Annotated in this window: 18 protein-coding genes and 1 tRNA gene; 15 read left to right on the top strand and 4 right to left on the bottom strand. The window is 62.5% G+C overall.

Features of this window, described 5'->3' with window-relative positions; all coding sequences use genetic code 11:
- The first annotated feature begins 33 nt into the window (after positions 1-33).
- The gene (gene ygiD / locus AQ12_RS15485) at positions 34-825 is read left to right on the top strand and encodes a 4,5-DOPA dioxygenase extradiol (RefSeq protein ID WP_048440816.1); all 792 of its coding nucleotides are present in this window, start codon (positions 34-36) and stop codon (positions 823-825) included.
- A gap of 56 nt (positions 826-881) precedes the next feature.
- Here the strand turns inward: ygiD and AQ12_RS15480 are convergent, their stop codons facing one another.
- A complete protein-coding gene (locus tag AQ12_RS15480) occupies positions 882-2,078 on the bottom strand; it encodes an amino acid aminotransferase (RefSeq protein ID WP_048440815.1) in 1,197 nt (398 codons plus the stop codon).
- 147 nt (positions 2,079-2,225) lie between these two features.
- On the opposite strand from AQ12_RS15480, the gene uvrB reads away from it, so the two are divergent.
- Positions 2,226-4,325 carry an excinuclease ABC subunit UvrB gene (uvrB, locus tag AQ12_RS15475; protein WP_048440814.1) on the top strand — a complete coding sequence of 700 codons (2,100 nt, stop codon included), beginning with the start codon at positions 2,226-2,228 and terminating at the stop codon, positions 4,323-4,325.
- A gap of 17 nt (positions 4,326-4,342) precedes the next feature.
- On the opposite strand, the gene AQ12_RS15470 is transcribed toward uvrB, so the two are convergent.
- Positions 4,343-5,482 (bottom strand): acyltransferase, encoded by a 1,140-nt coding sequence (locus tag AQ12_RS15470; protein WP_161799037.1) that lies wholly within the window; start codon positions 5,480-5,482, stop codon positions 4,343-4,345.
- Between the two features lie 33 nt (positions 5,483-5,515).
- On the opposite strand from AQ12_RS15470, the gene AQ12_RS15465 reads away from it, so the two are divergent.
- The 8 genes from AQ12_RS15465 to fdx all read left to right on the top strand — a co-directional run bounded on the left by AQ12_RS15465 (position 5,516) and on the right by fdx (position 11,774).
- Complete coding sequence (locus AQ12_RS15465; RefSeq protein ID WP_053076756.1) at positions 5,516-6,235, top strand: FkbM family methyltransferase; 720 nt, start codon at positions 5,516-5,518, stop codon at positions 6,233-6,235.
- A gap of 200 nt (positions 6,236-6,435) precedes the next feature.
- A complete protein-coding gene (gene iscR, locus AQ12_RS15460; protein WP_048440811.1) occupies positions 6,436-6,972 on the top strand; it encodes a Fe-S cluster assembly transcriptional regulator IscR in 537 nt (178 codons plus the stop codon).
- A 60-nt stretch (positions 6,973-7,032) separates the two neighbouring features.
- Positions 7,033-8,253: an IscS subfamily cysteine desulfurase gene (locus tag AQ12_RS15455; protein WP_048440810.1), complete on the top strand. Its 1,221-nt coding sequence runs from the start codon at positions 7,033-7,035 to the stop codon at positions 8,251-8,253.
- Between the two features lie 45 nt (positions 8,254-8,298).
- Entirely contained in the window at positions 8,299-8,685 is a 387-nt protein-coding gene (iscU, locus tag AQ12_RS15450; protein ID WP_048440809.1) for a Fe-S cluster assembly scaffold IscU, read from the top strand.
- Positions 8,686-8,690: 5 nt separating this feature from the next.
- A complete protein-coding gene (gene iscA / locus AQ12_RS15445; RefSeq protein WP_048440808.1) occupies positions 8,691-9,014 on the top strand; it encodes an iron-sulfur cluster assembly protein IscA in 324 nt (107 codons plus the stop codon).
- Positions 9,011-9,529: a Fe-S protein assembly co-chaperone HscB gene (gene hscB, locus AQ12_RS15440; protein WP_048440807.1), complete on the top strand. Its 519-nt coding sequence runs from the start codon at positions 9,011-9,013 to the stop codon at positions 9,527-9,529. The genes iscA and hscB overlap by 4 nt, the downstream gene beginning before the upstream one ends.
- A 47-nt stretch (positions 9,530-9,576) precedes the next feature.
- Positions 9,577-11,436 carry a Fe-S protein assembly chaperone HscA gene (gene hscA, locus AQ12_RS15435; RefSeq protein WP_048440806.1) on the top strand — a complete coding sequence of 620 codons (1,860 nt, stop codon included), beginning with the start codon at positions 9,577-9,579 and terminating at the stop codon, positions 11,434-11,436.
- Complete coding sequence (gene fdx, locus AQ12_RS15430) at positions 11,436-11,774, top strand: ISC system 2Fe-2S type ferredoxin (protein ID WP_048440805.1); 339 nt, start codon at positions 11,436-11,438, stop codon at positions 11,772-11,774. The genes hscA and fdx overlap by 1 nt, the downstream gene beginning before the upstream one ends.
- Positions 11,775-11,900: 126 nt before the next feature.
- On the opposite strand, the gene AQ12_RS15425 is transcribed toward fdx, so the two are convergent.
- Positions 11,901-12,656 (bottom strand): SDR family NAD(P)-dependent oxidoreductase, encoded by a 756-nt coding sequence (locus AQ12_RS15425; RefSeq protein ID WP_048440804.1) that lies wholly within the window; start codon positions 12,654-12,656, stop codon positions 11,901-11,903.
- Positions 12,657-12,700: 44 nt separating this feature from the next.
- Between AQ12_RS15425 and dnaQ the strand changes: the two genes are divergently transcribed.
- From dnaQ to AQ12_RS15405, 4 genes are all read left to right on the top strand, one after another.
- Complete coding sequence (gene dnaQ, locus AQ12_RS15420; RefSeq protein ID WP_048440803.1) at positions 12,701-13,417, top strand: DNA polymerase III subunit epsilon; 717 nt, start codon at positions 12,701-12,703, stop codon at positions 13,415-13,417.
- Positions 13,418-13,466: 49 nt separating this feature from the next.
- Positions 13,467-13,541: transfer RNA gene (locus AQ12_RS15415), tRNA-Val, on the top strand.
- A 115-nt stretch (positions 13,542-13,656) separates the two neighbouring features.
- A complete protein-coding gene (locus AQ12_RS15410) occupies positions 13,657-14,775 on the top strand; it encodes an NAD(P)/FAD-dependent oxidoreductase (RefSeq protein WP_048440802.1) in 1,119 nt (372 codons plus the stop codon).
- Positions 14,772-16,901: a TonB-dependent receptor gene (locus tag AQ12_RS15405; RefSeq protein WP_048440801.1), complete on the top strand. Its 2,130-nt coding sequence runs from the start codon at positions 14,772-14,774 to the stop codon at positions 16,899-16,901. The genes AQ12_RS15410 and AQ12_RS15405 overlap by 4 nt, the downstream gene beginning before the upstream one ends.
- Here the strand turns inward: AQ12_RS15405 and AQ12_RS15400 are convergent, their stop codons facing one another.
- On the bottom strand, positions 16,902-17,960 hold the full coding sequence (locus AQ12_RS15400) for a quinone-dependent dihydroorotate dehydrogenase (RefSeq protein ID WP_048440800.1): 1,059 nt from the start codon (positions 17,958-17,960) through the stop codon (positions 16,902-16,904). It abuts the gene before it with no gap.
- 33 nt (positions 17,961-17,993) lie between these two features.
- Between AQ12_RS15400 and rpiA the strand changes: the two genes are divergently transcribed.
- A complete protein-coding gene (gene rpiA, locus AQ12_RS15395) occupies positions 17,994-18,665 on the top strand; it encodes a ribose-5-phosphate isomerase RpiA (RefSeq protein WP_048440799.1) in 672 nt (223 codons plus the stop codon).
- The last annotated feature ends 1 nt before the right edge of the window (position 18,666 follow it).

Genomic DNA, 18,666 nt, shown 5'->3' with positions numbered 1-18,666 from the left:
CTGTTGATCAGCTGACAAGTGAGAACTTTAGATATGACTGAACGCATGCCGGTGCTTTTTCTCGGCCATGGAAGCCCCATGAACGCAATCGAGGACAACTCGTTCCGGCGCAGCTGGCAGGCGCTGGGCGCAGAGTTCGGGCGCTCGCGGCCGATGCCCACGCAGATTCTCTGCATCTCCGCGCATTGGCTCACGCGCGGCTGGTGGGTGACGGGTATGGACGAGCCGCGCACCATTCACGACTTCGGCGGGTTTCCGCAAGCGCTGTTTGACCAGCAGTACCCGGCGCCGGGCTCGCCAAAGCTGGCGCAGGCCATCAGTGACCATTTCGAAGAGCCGCCCGTTGGGGTGGATCAGAAGTGGGGTCTGGACCACGGCGCATGGTCGGTTCTCAAGCCGATGTTTCCCGACGCCAGCATTCCCGTGATTCAGCTGAGCATGGATTACTCGCGGCCCGCAGCAGAGCACCTGGCGATGGGGGAGCAGTTGCAGGCCTTGCGCGACAAGGGCGTGCTGATTGTCGGCAGCGGCAACATCGTGCATAACCTGCGCGCCGTGAAGTGGGATTCGACCGGCGGCGATGCGTACGATTGGGCCATCGAGTTCGACCAGCGCATCGCCAAACAGCTGGAGGCCGGCGACAAGGCGGGGCTGGCCCGATTCGAGGAGATGGGAAATGTCGCGCAGCTTGCGCATCCCACCTACGACCACTACCTGCCGCTGCTCTACGCGGCGGGCGCGGCGAAGGAGGGCGAACCCGTGAAGTTCTTCAACGAAGAGTTCCAGCTGGGTTCGATCTCGATGCGCAGCGCGATCTGGGGGTAAACCCATGCAGTCGCCGCTTCGCGGTGGAAGCCGGGTCCAGCCCGGCATGACAGGGCCTACAGAACCTTCGCGATCGACGCGCAGACGTAATCGACGTTCTGGCTGTTCATCGCAGCGACGCACATGCGGCCGGTATCGGTGCCGTACACGCCGAACTCGTTGCGCAGGCGCACCATCTGGTCCTTGGTCAGCCCCGAGTAGCTGAACATGCCGATCTGCTGCGTGATGAAGCTCATGTCCTGCTTCACGCCAGCCGCCTTGAGCTTTTCGACGAGAGACACACGCATCTGCTTGATGCGCGTGCGCATGGCGGCCAACTCTTTTTCCCACAGCGCACGCAGCTCAGGCGTGTTGAGCACCATGGCCACCACCTGGCCGCCGTGGATAGGCGGGTTGCTGTAGTTGGTGCGGATCATGATCTTGAGCTGCGACAGGACGCGGCCGCATTCTTCCTTGTCCTGGCACAGCACCGACAGCGCGCCGACGCGCTCGCCGTACAGGCTGAAGCTCTTGGAAAACGAAGTCGAGACAAAGATGTTCTGGCCCGACGCGACGAACTTGCCGATGACTGCGCCGTCTTCCTCGATGCCGTGGCCGAAGCCCTGATAGGCCATGTCCAGGAAGGGCACGAGGTTGCGAGCCTTGGTCGCGGCAATCACCTGGTCCCATTGGGCTGGCGTGATGTCGTAGCCGGTCGGGTTGTGGCAGCACGCGTGCAGCACGACGACGGTGCCTTCGGGCGCGGAATTGAGCGCGGCAAGCATGCCTTCGAAGTTCACGCCGCGCTTGGCTGCGTCGTAGTACGGGTAGGTTTCGACGGTGAAACCGGCCTGAGCGAAGAGGGCGCGGTGGTTTTCCCAGCTCGGGTCGCTGATGAGGACCTTGGCACTCGGATTGAGCTTCTTCAGGAAGTCGGCGCCGATCTTCAGTCCGCCGGTGCCGCCAATCGCCTGAATGGTTGCCACGCGGCCGGACTTGACGGGCTCGCTATCGGCCCCAAATACAAGGCTCTTCACGGCAGAGTCGTAAGCGGCGATGCCGTCGATCGGCAGGTAGCCGCGGGCCTTGGGGTCTTCCATCATCTGCTTTTCGGCAGCCTTCACGCAATCGAGCAGGGGCAGCTTGCCGTTGTCGTCGTAGTACACCCCCACACCGAGGTTGACTTTGTTCGGGTTGGTGTCGGCGTTGAACTGCTCGTTGAGACCCAGGATCGGGTCGCGCGGTGCCATTTCGACGGCGGTGAAGAGAGACATGGAGATCCTTGTAGCTGGAGAGTTGTCAGTAGCACAGCGGGACATGGTTGCGGTACGCTGTCCGGTTGCCCGGTGATTTTACCGTTGACCCAACACCCGATCCCGCGTAGCCGCCTTTCCCCGAATCGAAGTACCGCCCCCCGACCTATGACAGAAATCATCGAAGTGACCGACGCACCCAAACAGGGTGAGTTCATCAGCTTTCCCGACTCGCCGTTCGAGCTGTTCATGCCGTATCCGCCGGCCGGCGACCAGCCTGCCGCCATCGACAAACTGGTGGAAGGCGTGCGCGACGGAGAAGTCTTCCAGACGCTCCTGGGCGTGACCGGTTCCGGCAAGACATTCACCATGGCCAACGTGATTGCGCGCCTTGGCAAACCGGCCATCGTGTTCGCGCCGAACAAGACGCTGGCCGCGCAGCTCTACAGCGAGTTCCGCGAGTTCTTCCCCAAGAACGCGATCGAGTACTTCGTGAGCTACTACGACTACTACCAGCCTGAGGCCTATGTGCCGCAGCGCGACCTGTTCATCGAGAAAGACAGCTCGATCAACGAGCACATCGAACAGATGCGGCTTTCGGCCACCAAGAGCGTGCTGGAGCGGCGCGACGTGGTGATCGTGGCGACGGTGAGCGCGATCTACGGAATCGGCGCGCCCGAGGACTACACCAAGATGCGTTTCATCACGCGGGTGGGCGACAAGATCGGGCAGCGCGACGTCATCTCGCAGTTGATCCGCATGCAGTACAACCGCAACGAGCAGGACTTTTCTCGCGGGACGTTTCGCGTGCGCGGTGACACCATCGATATCTTCCCGGCGGAGCATTCCGAACTGGCCATCCGCATCGAACTTTTCGACGACGAGATCGAGTCGTTGCAGCTGTTCGATCCGCTCACGGGTCGCATCCGCCAGAAGGTGCCGCGATTCACCGTCTATCCGTCCAGCCACTACGTCACCCCGCGCGAGAAGGTGATTGGCGCCGTCGAGTCGATCAAGCTCGAACTGGACCAGCGCGTCAAGCAATTCGTCGCCGATGGCAAGCTGGTCGAGGCGCAACGAATCGAGCAGCGCACCCGGTTCGACCTGGAGATGCTCAGCGAAATCGGCCATTGCAAGGGCATCGAGAACTACACGCGGCACCTGTCTGGCGCGCCGCCCGGCGCACCGCCGTCGACGCTGACCGATTACCTGCCCAAAGATTCGCTGATGTTCCTGGACGAGAGCCACCAGATGATCGGGCAACTCGGCGCGATGTACAGCGGCGACCGCTCGCGCAAGACGACACTGGTCGAATACGGATTTCGCCTGCCGTCCGCGCTGGATAACCGGCCGCTCAAGTTCGAGGAATTCGAGACACGGATGCACCAGGTCATCTTTGTGTCGGCGACGCCAGCTGCTTATGAAATGGAGCATGCAGGGCAGGTCGTCGAGCAACTGGTTCGCCCGACTGGCCTCATCGATCCGGTGGTCGAAGTGCGTCCGGCGACGCACCAGGTCGATGACGTGCTGCAGGAAATCCGCTTGCGGGTCGAGAAGAACGAGCGCGTGCTGATCACGACGCTGACCAAGCGAATGGCCGAGCAGCTCACCGATTACCTGTCCGACAACGGCGTGAAGGTGCGCTACCTGCACAGCGATATCGACACGGTGGAGCGGGTTGAAATCCTGCGTGATCTTCGACTGGGGCAGTTCGATGTGCTGGTGGGCATCAACCTGTTGCGCGAGGGCCTGGATATTCCCGAGGTATCGCTCGTTGCCATTCTCGATGCGGACAAGGAGGGCTTCCTGCGCGCGGAGCGGTCTCTCATCCAGACCATTGGCCGCGCTGCGCGAAACCTCAATGGCAAGGCGATCCTGTACGCCGACAAGATGACTGCGTCGATGGAAAAGGCGATCGGCGAAACCAATCGCAGGCGTACCAAACAGATGGCGCACAACGAGCTGCATGGCATCACCCCGCGCAGCATCAGGAAGGAAGTGCGCGACCTGATAGACGGCGTGTACAGCGCAAAGACCGAACGCGAAAACGAAAAGCAGGAGCTACAACGCGCGATGACCCAGGACATGTCCGAAAAAGACATTGCCAAAGAGATCAAGCGGCTCGAAAAGCAGATGCTTGAACATGCGCGCAACCTGGAATTCGAAAAGGCGGCGCGCGTGCGCGACCAGCTGGCGCTGTTGAAGGAGCAGGCGTTCGGGGCGGTGGTGCACGACAACGTGTTGCCGATCTCGCGCGGCGCTGCCTGAGCGGGCCGACGCGTCGCCTATTGCGGGGCGACCCTGCGTGCGAGTCGCCTCGAAAAATTGCGCGATGGCGCTTCCACCATGCGATGGGTGATCACGCTCAGGACGATCGTCAGGATCAGGAACGCCGCGATGAGCAAGGCCGACTCCAACGGATCGCGCCCGTAGCGTCCGTCGCTGGTTCGCCAGTCGTATCCCGTCCTGCCAGCGATGAAGTTTGCGGCAACGTGCATTAGCGCAGGGACGATGAAATGCACCAGGTAGATCGAGTACGAAAGTGTGCCGATCCAGATCAGGGGCGCCCAACGCAACAGCCTGCTCAACATGCCGCGCTCATGCGCGAACATCCAGACGCACGCGGCTGACAGGACGACGATCAGGGGCGTCCATCCTGCCGACAATCCCAGCAGCAAGCCGATCGCGGTGATCGTCGCTGCTTCCATGCATGTTGCAGCCAAGGCCGATAGCTTCAAACGCCCGAAGCGCCGCATCGCGCGAGCGCAAAGCACGCCCATGAAAAATCCTGCAGAGGCCCTGGCAATCATCCAGAAGAAAACAGCTTGCAAATCGTTCGGCCCGGGCTTGAAATAGAAGACGAGGGCTGCGCCGATCCCCAGCAGGGTGAGCGTGAGGGAGCTGTCCCACCGCAGGACGCACAAGGTGGCGAATGCAAGGCAAGTCCATAACTCGGAGCTGACGCTCCAGCTCGGGACGTTCCAGACCGCCCGTGGGTCCAGTGGCGTGGCGTGCAGCAGGAACAGATTGGTTGCAATTGCATCGAGCGGCGCGGTGGGGCCGAAGGCCGGCCGCGGAAACAGGAAGGGATAGAACCAGAACTGAAACGTCTCCAGCGCAATGAACGCGCCCAGCATCGTTGCATGCAGGGGCCAAAGTCGCCCGATTCGCAGGATGGCAAAGCTGCGCCAGTCGGCGGGGGAGTGCAGCCGCCCGTCGTAGCTCCACGCCAGGACGAACCCACTCAGCACAAAGAAGAAATCCACAAGCAGAAAGGTCTGGGCGAAGAAGGGGCCTGCCGTGTAATGGGAACGAGTGCCCCAATGACCCAGTGCGACAAGGACTGCGCATACGCCGCGCAGGCTGTCCACGCTTGCAAATCGGTCAGGTGACGGGGCGACGTTCTGGGGTGCGGTTGGCGGCATCGAAATCCTTGGGGAATGCAGCATACTCGCCCGATGCAAAGCCCCTCCGTGCTCGCCCGCAAGTTGGTCCGACTGCCATTGAAACTGGTGCCCGCGCTTCGCCCGATGCCGGTGCTGAGCGGTCCGCTGGCGGGCAAGCGATGGTTATCGACTTCGGGGACGCACGGGTGCTGGCTGGGAATTTATGAGTCGGAACTGCAGCGCCTGCTGGTTGACAGCCTTTCGGCGGGGGACGTATTTCTGGACGTCGGCGCAAACGTGGGATTCTTCTCGCTACTCGGCGCCACTTTGGTGGGTCCGGCCGGGAAGGTCGTTGCGTTCGAGCCAGTTTCAGAGAACGCGCAGTTGCTCTTGCGCAACCTCGCCTTGAACAAGGTGTCGAACGTGCAACTCATCGAAGCTGCAGTGGCCGATCGCGTTGGAACTGCGTCCTTCGAAGATGGTCAGTCGCCGTCGCAAGGCCGCCTGGGGACAGGCGGGCGCAGCGTGCCGGTCGTCACGCTCGACGGGCTGCTTGCGTCAGGTGCCATCCCGGTGCCACAGGTCATCAAGATGGATATCGAAGGTGCGGAGAGCCTCGCCCTGGCGGGCGCAAGGGGGCTGCTGTCCGCGCACAGGCCCAAGCTTTTACTGTCGACGCACGGCTACCAACAGCAGGCCCAGTGCCTTGAGTTCCTGCATGCGCTGGGCTACAGCACGGTCTTGCGGCGAGATGGCAGAACCGATGGCCAGTATGAGGTCGTCGCTACCTAGCTCATCCGTCAGGAACTGATCGGCCGATCGATCGTTCCCACAGCCCTGACTTGGGGATTACCCGAGCCCGACAGGGGGTCTTCTGTTATACTTGACGGAAATACTCAAGAACAAACAGCACCCGATGAGGGCGGAGACGGACTTGCGGCGATTGACTCGCTGGCAAGCGTTACGAAAGACAGGCATTAAGGAGCTTCCAGATGCGTCTCACAACCAAAGGCCGCTTTGCGGTCACCGCAATGATCGACCTGGCCCTGCGCCAGAACAATGGTCCCGTGACCCTGGCTGCCATCAGCCAGCGCCAGCAGATTTCACTTTCATACCTTGAGCAGCTTTTCGGCAAGCTGCGCCGCCATGAACTGGTGGAGTCCACGCGCGGACCGGGCGGCGGTTACACGCTGGGCCGCAAGGCAGCCAACATCACCGTGGCTGACATCATCGTGTCGGTCGATGAGCCCATCGATGCCACCCAGTGTGGCGGCAAGGAAAACTGCCAGGGTGATGGCGGGCGCTGCATGACTCACGAACTGTGGTCGCAGCTCAACCAGCGCATGGTCGAGTTTCTTGACTCGGTCACGCTCCAGAAGCTGGTGGAAGACCAGCTCGCCAAGGGCATCACGATCGAAGACAAGCCGGCCGTCAAGCGCGCGATTTCTGCGCAGCCTGTGGTCAAGCCGATTCGCGTGAATGCGCCCAATTCCGTGTTCGCGCTTGGCAATTCGTTTGCCAAGTCCTGATCGCGGATCAGGCAATCCAGTCCCAAGCCCGTTCGACAGTTTCAGCCAGCAGCAGCCAGCATGGACATGACCCCGCACTTTCCGATCTATTTGGACTACGGCGCAACAACGCCAGTCGATCCCCGCGTCGTGGACGCGATGATTCCCTGGTTGCGAGAGCACTTCGGCAACCCGGCATCACGCAGCCATGCGTGGGGCTGGGAAGCCGAGGCAGCTGTCGAAAAAGCGCGTGGCGATGTGGCAGACCTGATCGGGGCTGATCCACGCGAAATCGTCTGGACTTCCGGCGCAACCGAGTCGAACAATCTCGCGATCAAGGGTGCCGCCCAGTTCTACAAGACGCGCGGCAAGCACCTGATCACAGTCAAGACCGAGCACAAGGCTGTTCTGGACACGATGCGCGAGCTGGAACGCCAGGGCTTCGAGGTCACCTACCTCGACGTCAAGGAAGACGGCATGCTCGATTTCGACGTGCTCAAGGCCGCGATGCGTCCCGACACCATCTTGCTCAGCGTCATGTTCGTGAACAACGAAATCGGCGTCATCCAGGACATCGCAGCGATCGGCGCGCTGTGCCGTGAGAAGGGCATCGTGTTCCATGTGGACGCAGCGCAGGCCACCGGCAAGGTCGAGATCGATGTGAAAAAGCTCCCTGTCGACCTGATGAGCCTGGCTTCGCACAAGACATACGGGCCCAAGGGCATCGGCGCGCTGTATGTGTGCCGCAAGCCCCGCGTTCGGATCGAGGCGCAGATGCACGGTGGCGGACACGAGCGCGGCATGCGTTCGGGCACGCTCCCGACGCACCAGATCGTCGGCATGGGCGAGGCGTTCCGTCTGGCCCGGCTTGAAATGGCGCAGGACAACGAGAAGGCGCGTGCATTGCAGCAGCGGCTGCTCGACGGGCTGAAGGATGTGGAGCAGGTGTTCATCAACGGCAACATGGATCACCGCGTCGCCCAGAACCTGAACATCAGCTTCAACTTCGTCGAGGGTGAGTCGCTCATCATGGGCATCAAGGGTCTGGCGGTTTCGTCCGGTTCGGCGTGCACATCGGCGTCGCTTGAACCCAGCTATGTGCTGCGCGCCCTGGGCCGAAGCGATGAGCTTGCGCACAGCAGCCTTCGCATGACCATCGGCCGATTCACGACCGAAGAAGAAATCGACTATGCCATCTCCACCATCCGGCAAAACGTTGCGCGCCTGCGCGAGTTGAGCCCCTTGTGGGAGATGTACCAGGATGGCATCGACATCTCGACCATCCAGTGGACCGCGCACTAATTAGTGCAGTAGTGCAGAAGTACAGAAGTACCGGAGATTTGAACCATGGCCTATTCTGAAAAAGTCGTTGATCACTACGAGAACCCCCGCAACGTCGGCTCCTTCGACAAGGGCGATGAATCGGTTGGCACCGGCATGGTGGGTGCGCCCGCCTGCGGTGACGTGATGAAGTTGCAGATCAAGGTGAACCCGCAGACCGGAGTCATCGAAGACGCGCGCTTCAAGACCTACGGTTGCGGCTCTGCCATTGCGTCGAGCTCGCTGGTGACCGAGTGGGTCAAGGGCAAGACCCTGGACCAGGCCGCAGCGCTGAAGAACAGCGAGATTGCACAGGAACTCGCACTGCCGCCGGTGAAGATTCACTGCTCCATCCTGGCCGAAGACGCCATCAAGGCAGCGGTCGCGGATTACAAGAAAAAGCACCTGAACTAATCACCGTGGCCATCTCCCTCACAGAAGCAGCAGCGCGCCACGTCTCACGCTACCTCGGCAAACGGGGCAAGGGCGTGGGTGTGCGCCTTGGCGTCAAGACCACCGGTTGTTCGGGCCTGGCCTACAAGCTCGAATACGTGGACGAAGTCGCGCCCGAAGACATCGTGTTTGAAGACCACGGTGTGAAAGTGCTGATTGATCCCAAGAGCCTCGCGTACATCGACGGCACCCAGCTCGACTTCGTGCGTGAGGGCCTCAACGAAGGCTTCAAGTTCAACAACCCCAACGAGCGCGACCGCTGCGGCTGCGGGGAATCGTTTCGGGTGTGAATCTCCAGGCCAACGATTTCGAGCTCTTCGGCCTGCCCGAGCAGTTCGAGCAGGACCGCACCGCCATCGATGCGCGATGGAAAGAACTCCAGCGTGAAGCGCACCCCGACCGTTTTGCGGCCCAGGGCGCTGCTGCGCAACGCGTGGCGATGCAGTGGTCGGTGCGAATCAACGAGGCCTACCAGCGCCTGAAAGACCCGCTCAAGCGCGCCGCGTACCTCTGCGAAATGCGCGGCGCGCCCATCGAAGCCGAAAGCAACACAGCGATGCCCGCCGAGTTCCTGATGGAGCAGATGGAGTTGCGCGAATCGCTGGATGAGGCGGGCGATGAAGCGGCGCTCGACGTGCTCGACAAACGCTTGAACACCTCTCGCAATGAGACCCTTGCGCGTATCGCCAGGCTGCTTGACCACGAAGGCAATGCCAAAGCCGCCGCCCAGCAGGTGAGAGGCCTTATGTTTGTTGAGCGATTCGGGCAGGACGTGCAGGCCCGCTACGAGCAACTGGGACAATAGCGACTTCTCCTGCGGCGTTGACACGCCCGACTTACGCGCTTTCCTCTATGGCACTCCTGCAGATTTCTGAACCCGGCCAGACGCCCGATCCGCACCAGCGGCGCATCGCGGTCGGCATCGACCTTGGCACCACCCATTCACTCGTTGCCGCAGTTCGCAGCGGCGTCGCCGAATGCCTGCCCGATGACCAGGGCAGGGTGCTGCTGCCATCGGTGGTGCGGTACCTTGAAGGCGGCGGCCGCCAGATCGGCCATGACGCCCAGGCCGCGCAGGCCGAAGATCCGCACAACACGATTGCCTCTGCCAAGCGAATGATGGGTCGTGGCCTTGCCGATATTGCCGGGCGCGGCAAGTTGCCCTACGAATTTCTCGACCGTCCCGGCATGGTCACGCTACAGACCCGAGCAGGCGAGAAGTCGCCTGTGGAGATCAGCGCCGAAATCCTGGCCACGCTGCGTTATCGCGCTGAAGACACTTTCAACGATGACCTGTACGGCGCCGTGATCACGGTGCCCGCGTACTTCGACGAGGCCCAGCGACAGGCGACCAAGGATGCGGCCAAGCTCGCCGGCATCAACGTGCTGCGCCTGATCAACGAGCCGACGGCTGCGGCCATTGCCTACGGGCTGGACAACGCCAGCGAAGGTATCTATGCGGTGTACGACCTGGGCGGCGGAACGTTTGACATTTCCATCCTCCGTCTTGCACGCGGCGTGTTTGAAGTCATCGCCACTGGCGGCGATTCGGCGCTGGGAGGCGACGACTACGACAGCGTGCTGGCTGACCTGATCCTGCAGGCGGCTGGTCTGCAGGCGGTCAGCGCGGGTGACAAGGCGGCGATCAAGATGGGCGCGCGCACGTTGAAGGAGCGGCTCACATCGGATGCATTGGCATCGGTGCAAGTCATGCTCGGCAACGACAAAAAGGAATTCACCGCAAGCCGCCAGGAATTCGATGCAGCGACCGCCGAGCTCACGGCGCGAACCATGTCCGCCGTGCGCAAGGCGCTGCGCGATGCGAAGCTGGGCAAGGATGAAGTGCAGGGCGTCGTGATGGTCGGCGGCTCCACGCGCATGCCGCAGGTGCAGCGAGCCGTCGGCGAGTTTTTCGGCCGTCCGCCGTTGACCAACCTCAACCCCGATGAAGTCGTCGCGCTTGGCGCTGCCATCCAGGCGAACCAGCTGGCAGGCAATGATTCGGCAGGCGACTTGTTGTTGCTCGACGTGATCCCGCTGTCGCTGGGCATCGAGACGATGGGCGGCCTGGTCGAGCGCATCGTGCCGCGCAACGAAACCATTCCGACAGCCAAGGCCCAGGACTTCACGACCTACAAGGACGGCCAGACGGCCCTTGCGCTGCATGTGGTGCAGGGCGAGCGCGACCTGGTTCAGGATTGCCGCAGCCTGGCCCGGTTCGAGCTGCGCGGAATTCCGCCGATGGCTGCGGGGGCGGCTCGCATTCGCGTGACGTTCACCGTCGATGCCGATGGCCTCCTGAGTGTGAGCGCCAAAGAGCAGATGAGCGGTGTGGAGGCCAGCATCGACGTGAAGCCTTCGTACGGCCTGTCCGATGACCAGATCGCAAGGATGCTGCAGGAGAGCTTCACCACCGCCGAGCAGGACATCAAGGCCAGGGCCCTCGCCGAGGCGCGCGTGGAGGCCGACCGCATGTTGATCGCCACGCACAGCGCACTTGATGCGGATGGCGATCTGCTGCCCGCGCAGGAACGCGATGAGATCGCTGCGTTGATGGAGCAACTGCGCCAGATCGCTGCGCAAAGCGACGAGGCCGCCGTGATCGAGGCCGCCACGCAAGCGCTCGCCAAGGCAACCGAATCCTTCGCAGCCGAACGCATGAACCACAGCATCCAGAAGGCGCTGTCAGGCAAGAACGTGGAGACTCTGTAGTGCCCATCATCAAGATACTTCCCCATGCCGAGTACTGCCCGGGCGGCGCTGAAATCAGCGCCCCTGCGGGCACTTCAATTGCAGAAGCGCTGCTGGACAACAATATCCCGATCGAACACGCGTGCGACCTGGTCTGCGCCTGCACGACCTGCCACGTGATCGTTCGTGAAGGCTTCAATTCGCTCAGCGAGATGCAGGAAGACGAAGAAGACATGCTCGACCGCGCATGGGGTCTGGAACCCAATTCGCGCCTGTCATGCCAGGCGATCCTCAAGCAGCAGGATGTGGTGATCGATATCCCCAAATATTCGATCAACCACGCGAAAGAGAATCACTGAGAGATCGGGCGCAGTTGCCGCTGCGCGGTGGATGCCGGATCAGGTCCGGCATGACACCACACCGGCTGTCATTGCGGGCTTGACCCGCAATCCATGAATCCGGCAGCTGCCCGATCTCTGGCGCACCTACGAGATCGAGTAACCGCCATCTACCGGTATCGCAGTCCCGGTCACGAAATCCGACGCGCTGCTCGCCAGAAACACCGCGATCCCTGCCAGGTCTGCCGGCGCGCCCCAGCGGCCTGCAGGCGTCCTGCCGAGTACACGTTCATTCAACCCTGGCACATCGCTGCGCGCCTTGCGCGTGAGTTCCGTGTCGATCCACCCCGGCAGCACTGCATTGCATTGAATGTTGTCCGCAGCCCATGCGGTGGCGATCGAGCGGGTGAACTGCACGACGGCGCCTTTGCTCGCACCATAAGCCGGCGCATAGGGCGCGCCAAAAATCGACAGCATCGATCCGATGTTGATGACCTTGCCGCCGCCTGCTGACTTCATCGGCGCGTGCGCAGCGCGTGAGCAAATGAATGCGCTGGTGAGATTGGTGTCCATCACAGCGCTCCAGTCCTGCAGCGTCAATTCGTGTGCAGCCTTGCGGATGTTGATGCCTGCGTTGTTGACGAGGATGTGCAGTGCGTTGTGCCGCCGCAGCACCTCACCGACCATGGCCTGCACGGCGGCTTCATCGGTGACATCGGCTTCAACGGCGTCGGCCCGCAGGCCCTTGGCGGTCAGGGTGCCCACCGCAGCTGCGGATTTGGACGCGTCGCGCCCGACGATCACCACGTGCGCTCCGGCCAGGGCCAGCCCCTGCGCCATGCCCAGCCCGATGCCGCCGTTGCCGCCGGTGACGATCGCGATTTTTCCAGTGAGGTCGAACATGGGTTTTGCGCAGGTTGGCTTGGGTGCTCAAGCATAATCCGCCCATGCGCCAGATCGTTCTTGACACTGAAACAACAGGCCTTTCCGCAGAGGGCGGCGACCGTATCATCGAAGTGGGCTGTGTAGAGCTTGTCAGCCGCAAGCTCACCGGCAACAACAAACATTTCTACCTGAATCCCGAGCGCGACAGCCACGAAGACGCACTCAAGGTCCACGGCATCAGCAACGAGTTCCTGCGCGACAAGCCACTCTTTGGCGCCGTCGCCGACGAGCTGATGGCGTACCTCGAAGGCGCCGAGATCATCATTCACAACGCGGCGTTCGACGTGTCCTTCCTGGACAAGGAACTCGAGCGCATCGGCAAGCCGAAATTTCGCAGCTATGTCGCGCAGGTCACCGACACCCTGGCGATGGCCAAGGAGATGTATCCCGGCAAGCGCAACAGCCTAGATGCGTTGTGCGACCGTCTGGGCGTGGACAACTCCACCCGTACCTTGCACGGCGCGTTGCTCGATGCCGAACTGCTGGCCGACGTTTATATCAACCTGACCCGTGGTCAGGACGCGCTTCTCATCGACATCGCGGACACGAGCCCGGTGGGCGGCATCGATACGCGCGTCGATCTGTCCATCTTCACCTTGCCCGTGCTGCTTGCCTCCGACCAGGAAGCGACCGCACATGAAGAAGTGCTGGTTCAACTGGACAAGGCCAGCGGCGGCAAGACGCTGTGGCGGCTGGGCTCATCAGCGCCTATGGCATAATTCGAGGCTTTCCTGCAGCGAGTGGCCTTGTAGCCGACGTGCAGCGACAGGGCGGTTAGCTCAGCGGTAGAGCGATGCATTCACACTGCATAGGTCGGGGGTTCGACACCCTCACCGCCCACCATCGATTGGTCTCTCACCAATCGCGTTTCCCTCTCCACCCACGCCAGATTTTGTGTTTTCGTGCGCCACAATTGCGCCATGAAGACCATGCTCGCCCATCTTCCCGCTGACGCCTGATGGATCGCATCGACGCCCTTGTCATAGGAGCCGGCGCCGTGGGCCTGGCCGTTGGCCGTGCGCTTGCACTGGCGGGCCGCGAAGTCATCGTCGCGGAATCGCAGACTGCCATTGGTCAGGGCGTGAGTTCGCGCAACAGCGAGGTGATTCACGCCGGCCTGTATTACGCACCCGCATCCACCAAGGCAAGCGTCTGCGTGCGTGGCAAGGACCTGCTCTATGAGTTCTGCCAGAGTCGCGGCGTCAGCTACAGCAATTGCGGCAAGCTGGTCGTGGCCACCAGTGATTCGCAAATTGCGGCACTTCGTACATTGCAGCAACGTGCAGCCGAGAACGGCGTGCCGGTCGAGTGGCTCGATGAAGCGCAGGCACGGGGCATGGAGCCTGCGCTGCATTGCGTTGCGGCCCTCTCATCGCCCACGACAGGAATCGTCGATAGCCACGGCTTCATGCTCGCGCTGCAGGGCGACCTGGAGAATGCGGGCGGCATGGTCGCGCTGGGTTCACCGGTGGAGTCGGCAGTGCTTGGCAAGGATGGCAAGCCCCACCTGGTTCGAATGGCCGACGGCAGCGAGATCGAAACGATGCTACTCGTCAACGCCGCGTCGCTGCACGCATGCGCACTTGCGCGGCGGTTCGAGGGCCTCGCACCGCAGCACATACCGCAAGAAACCTTTGCCAAGGGCAGCTACTACTCGCTTGCAGGACGTGCACCCTTCACGCATCTCATCTACCCGGCCCCCGCCGATGCGTGGCTGGGCGTGCATCTCACGCTCGACCTCGGTGGACAGGCCAAGTTCGGCCCTGACCTCGAATGGCTGGACACGCGTGATCCCGATGCGATCGACTACGCAGTCGATATCCGCCGCGCCGATTCGTTCTATGCCGAAGTGCGGCGCTATTGGCCGGGCCTGCCCGATGGCGCGCTGCAACCCAGCTATAGCGGCGTGCGACCCAAGATCTATGGACCGGGTGAGGCGGCGCCCGATTTCCGCATCGATGGGCCTGGGGTTCATGGCGTGGCGGGTCTGGTCAACCTGTTCGGCATCGAGTCGCCGGGCCTGACCAGCGCGCTTGCCATTGCGCAGGATGTGGCCGCAATGTTGGCGACGCCATGAATCGAATCGCGCTCGAAGCACTTGCAGGCGCTGTGGCCCTGTCTGGAGCGTCCTTTGCGCAGTCGCAGGTTCAAACGCTTCCGCCTGTGACGGTGACCACCACGCGAACGGAAGCTTCGCCGTTTGATGTCCCGGCTTCTGTCGATGTCATCGACGGCTCGCGCCTTCGCGCAGCGGGCAGGCCCGAAGTCAATATCTCGGAGGCCATAGGGCTGGTGCCTGGCGTCACGGCGCGCGACCGCCAGAACTACGCGCAGGACCTGCAGCTGTCAATTCGCGGTTTCGGCGCGCGATCGACCTTTGGTGTGCGCGGCGTGCGTCTTTATGTGGACGGCATTCCTGCGACCATGCCCGATGGGCAAGGGCAGCTGTCGCACATCGACCTGGTGTCCGCGGGGCGTATCGAGATCCTGCGGGGTCCGTTTTCTGTGCTGTATGGCAATTCGTCGGGCGGCGTGATGCAGGTCTTCACCGAACCCGGCGAGGGTCCTGCCGTGGTGACGGCGAGTCTTGTTTCCGGCAGCGACGGCCTCATGCGTCCAGGTATGCGCGTGAGCGGCTCGTCGGGCCGCCTGGGCTATGTGGTCAGTGCGAATCACTTTTCTACCGACGGCTCGCGCGACCACAGCAGCGCATCGCGTTCGGTGGCTAACGCCCGTTTCGATTTCCGCCGCGCCGAGGGCAGCGATTTCACGATCGTCGCCAATTCGATGGACATGCGTGCCGACGATCCCTTGGGCCTGACACGCGCACAGTTCCAGACCATGCCGCAGGGAGCCGATGCGTCGGCAACATTGTTCAACACGCGCAAGACCGTGCGCCAGAGCCAGATCGGCCTGGTCCACGAACACAGGATAGATGCCACAAACCGGCTTCGGTGGATGGTGTACGGTGGCCAGCGTGACACGGTGCAGTTCCAGTCCATCCCGGTGGCGACGCAGGGCAGCCCGTTGCACCCCGGCGGCGTGATCGGCCTGGAGCGCGAGTACGCGGGTGCCGATTTGCGATGGACCTCGCGTGGAAAGCTCGCGTCCGGCGAGATCGAGGTTGTAGCGGGTCTCTCGTACGACACGCTGGCTGAACGCCGGCGCGGCTGGCAGAACTTCAGTGGCGCAGCCCTCGGCGTGCAGGGTACCCTGAGGCGAGACGAAGACAACAAGGTCTCCAATCTCGATCCCTATCTGCAGACCGTCTGGAAGTTCGCGCCGCGCTGGGCCCTGACGGCTGGCGTGCGTCGCAGCAGTGTCCGCTTTGCTTCCAATGACAACTATGTGGTCGGCCCAAATGGCAACGACAGCGGGGCGGTGCGCTACACGGCAACGCTGCCTGTGGCCGGCCTGATGTTCGAGATGTCGCCGCAGCTGCATTTCTACGCAGGCGCGGGGCGCGGATTCGAAACGCCGACCTTCAACGAACTCGCGTACCGGCCCAATGGCGCTAACGGCCTGAACTTCGCGCTGCGGCCGTCACGCAGCGATAACTTCGAGCTGGGTATCAAGGGCCGGTCTGCAAAAGACGCTTCGCTGAGCACGCAGTGGAGCGTCGCCGCGTTCAACACCACCACGCAAAGCGAAATCGTCACGCAGACCAACAGCGGCGGGCGCAGCACCTTCCAGAATGCCGGCGACACCCGGCGACGGGGACTCGAAGCATCGTGGTCCGCCGCGCTGGCTCCTGCATGGCGCATCGGACTGGCCCAGACCTGGCTGGATGCGCGTTATCGCGATGGATTTGCAACGTGCGCATCGGCGCCTTGCACTGTGCCCACGCTTGTCATCCCCGCGGGCAATCGCATCCCCGGCACGGCGCAGTCGGTCACCGCAGCCGAGATCGCATGGCAACCTGCAAAAGGGTGGCAAGCCGGCGCCGAGGTTCGCCGTTCAAGCCGCGTGTTCGTGAACGACGCCAACAGCGACGCAGCGCCCGCATTCACGACCGTGGCCGTTCATGCGGGCTATGTCTTCGATGTCCGCGGATGGTCGCTCGCTGCAGTCGGGCGCATCGACAATTTGCTGGACCGCCGCTATGCCGGATCGGTGATCGTGAACGAAGGCAATGCGCGCTTCTTCGAGCCCGCACCGGGGCGCAACTACACCCTCAAGTTCACCGGCAGCTACGCGTTCTGATCAGGCAGTCTTCGCAGGCAGGCGCAGCCGCTTGATCGCGCGCGCCGAGTCGGCCACGAGGTCAGGGCCCTTGTAGATGAGACCGGTGTAGATCTGCACCACGTCCGCGCCGGCGTGGATCTTGGACACTGCGTCCTGCGCGCTCATGATGCCGCCCACCCCGATGATCGGAAAGCCCTTGCCGAGCGCGGCCCGCAACTGGCCGATCACGCGGTTGCTGGCTTCGAGCACGGGCGAACCGCTTAGGCCGCCGGTTTCTTCAGCGTGCGGCAGGCCCTTGACGGCGTCGCGGCTGATGGTGGTGTTGGTCGCGACCACGCCATCCATGCCGTGCTTTTTCAAGGCTGCGGCTATCACTTCGACTTGTGCCTGGTCCAGGTCCGGCGCGATCTTCACGAAAATCGGCACCCGGCGCCCATGCTGCTTCGCGAGCTTCGTGCGTTCAGTTGCAATCGCACCGAGCAGGCTGTCGATGGCTTCATCGCTTTGCAGCGAGCGCAGGTTACTGGTGTTCGGGCTGGAGATGTTGACCGTCACGTAGTCGGCGTGCGGATACACGCCTGCGAGGCAGATCAGGTAATCGGAGGTTGCGTTCTCGATGGGCGTCGCGGCGTTCTTGCCGATGTTCAGGCCCAGGATGCGGCCTTTGGCACGGAACGACGAGCGCTGCACATTGGCGATGAAAGCATCGAGCCCGTCATTGTTGAAGCCCAGGCGGTTGATCAGCGCATTGGCTTTCGGCAGGCGGAACATTCGCGGCTTCGGATTGCCCGGCTGCGCTTTCGGTGTCACCGTGCCGACTTCGACAAAGCCGAAGCCCATCGCACCCAGCCCGTCGATGCAACGGGCGTTCTTGTCCAGGCCCGCGGCCAGTCCGACGCGATTGGGAAATTTCAGGCCCGCCAGCGTCACCGGGTCATCGACCATGCCATTGGAGAACGCAAGTTGCAGCGGCGTGCCGTGCAGGCTCGCCAGCGAATGCATCGTGAGTTCGTGGGCGGTTTCAGGGTCGAGCCCGAACAGGAAGGGGCGGGCAAGCGAGTAGGGCAGCAGCGACATGGATAATTCCGGTGGAACAGCCCATTTTCCTCCATGACACAAGATGAACTCAAAGCCCTGGTCGGCCAGGCAGCCCTGAAATACGTCGTTCCCGGCGAGATCGTGGGCGTCGGCACTGGCTCCACCGTCAACAAGTTCATCGATGCACTGGCGTCGATGAAAGGCAGCATCAAGGGCGCGGTGTCCAGTTCAACGGCATCGACGGCGCGGCTTCAGGCGCTCGGCATACCGGTTTTCGATTCGAATGAGGTCGACACGATTTCGGTGTACATCGACGGCGCCGACGAGATCGATCACGCGGGCCACATGATCAAGGGCGGTGGTGCCGCCCTCACGCGCGAAAAGATCGTTGCCGCGCAGTCGGCGCGCTTCATCTGCATCGCCGATGAGTCCAAGCTGGTGACAGCGCTGGGCGCGTTTCCGGTGCCGGTGGAAGTGATTCCCATGGCAGCCCGGCGATTGCGCAAGCAGTTCGAGGCGATGGGCGGCTCTGCGCAAATTCGCATGAAGGACGGCGCACCGCTGGTCACCGACAACGGCCAGCACATCCTGGATGTTTCAGGGCTGCAGATCACCGACCCCTTGGGCTTCGAGAGCGAGGTGAACCAGTGGCCGGGCGTCGTGACTGTCGGTGTGTTCGCCCACCAGAAAGCGGCGGTGTGCCTGCTTGGCACAGCCGCCGGGGTCAGGACGCTGGAGTTCTAGA

It is taken from the genome of Caenimonas sp. SL110 (assembly GCF_001044395.1).
In the GTDB taxonomy this organism is placed as follows: Bacteria; Pseudomonadota; Gammaproteobacteria; order Burkholderiales; family Burkholderiaceae_C; genus Ramlibacter.
The sequence above is the reverse complement of the archived record's forward strand: the minus strand, read 5'-3'. Positions and strand labels throughout refer to the sequence as shown.

What these genes read in the sequence shown, in the direction of transcription:
- ygiD (WP_048440816.1), top strand. Translation starts at nt 34, where the DNA reads ATGACTGAACGCATGCCGGTGCTTTTTCTCGGCCATGGAAGCCCCATG.
- AQ12_RS15480 (WP_048440815.1), bottom strand. Translation starts at nt 2,078, where the DNA reads ATGTCTCTCTTCACCGCCGTCGAAATGGCACCGCGCGACCCGATCCTG.
- uvrB (WP_048440814.1), top strand. Translation starts at nt 2,226, where the DNA reads ATGACAGAAATCATCGAAGTGACCGACGCACCCAAACAGGGTGAGTTC.
- AQ12_RS15470 (WP_161799037.1), bottom strand. Translation starts at nt 5,482, where the DNA reads ATGCCGCCAACCGCACCCCAGAACGTCGCCCCGTCACCTGACCGATTT.
- AQ12_RS15465 (WP_053076756.1), top strand. Translation starts at nt 5,516, where the DNA reads ATGCAAAGCCCCTCCGTGCTCGCCCGCAAGTTGGTCCGACTGCCATTG.
- iscR (WP_048440811.1), top strand. Translation starts at nt 6,436, where the DNA reads ATGCGTCTCACAACCAAAGGCCGCTTTGCGGTCACCGCAATGATCGAC.
- AQ12_RS15455 (WP_048440810.1), top strand. Translation starts at nt 7,033, where the DNA reads ATGGACATGACCCCGCACTTTCCGATCTATTTGGACTACGGCGCAACA.
- iscU (WP_048440809.1), top strand. Translation starts at nt 8,299, where the DNA reads ATGGCCTATTCTGAAAAAGTCGTTGATCACTACGAGAACCCCCGCAAC.
- hscA (WP_048440806.1), top strand. Translation starts at nt 9,577, where the DNA reads ATGGCACTCCTGCAGATTTCTGAACCCGGCCAGACGCCCGATCCGCAC.
- AQ12_RS15425 (WP_048440804.1), bottom strand. Translation starts at nt 12,656, where the DNA reads ATGTTCGACCTCACTGGAAAAATCGCGATCGTCACCGGCGGCAACGGC.
- dnaQ (WP_048440803.1), top strand. Translation starts at nt 12,701, where the DNA reads ATGCGCCAGATCGTTCTTGACACTGAAACAACAGGCCTTTCCGCAGAG.
- AQ12_RS15410 (WP_048440802.1), top strand. Translation starts at nt 13,657, where the DNA reads ATGGATCGCATCGACGCCCTTGTCATAGGAGCCGGCGCCGTGGGCCTG.
- AQ12_RS15405 (WP_048440801.1), top strand. Translation starts at nt 14,772, where the DNA reads ATGAATCGAATCGCGCTCGAAGCACTTGCAGGCGCTGTGGCCCTGTCT.
- AQ12_RS15400 (WP_048440800.1), bottom strand. Translation starts at nt 17,960, where the DNA reads ATGTCGCTGCTGCCCTACTCGCTTGCCCGCCCCTTCCTGTTCGGGCTC.
- rpiA (WP_048440799.1), top strand. Translation starts at nt 17,994, where the DNA reads ATGACACAAGATGAACTCAAAGCCCTGGTCGGCCAGGCAGCCCTGAAA.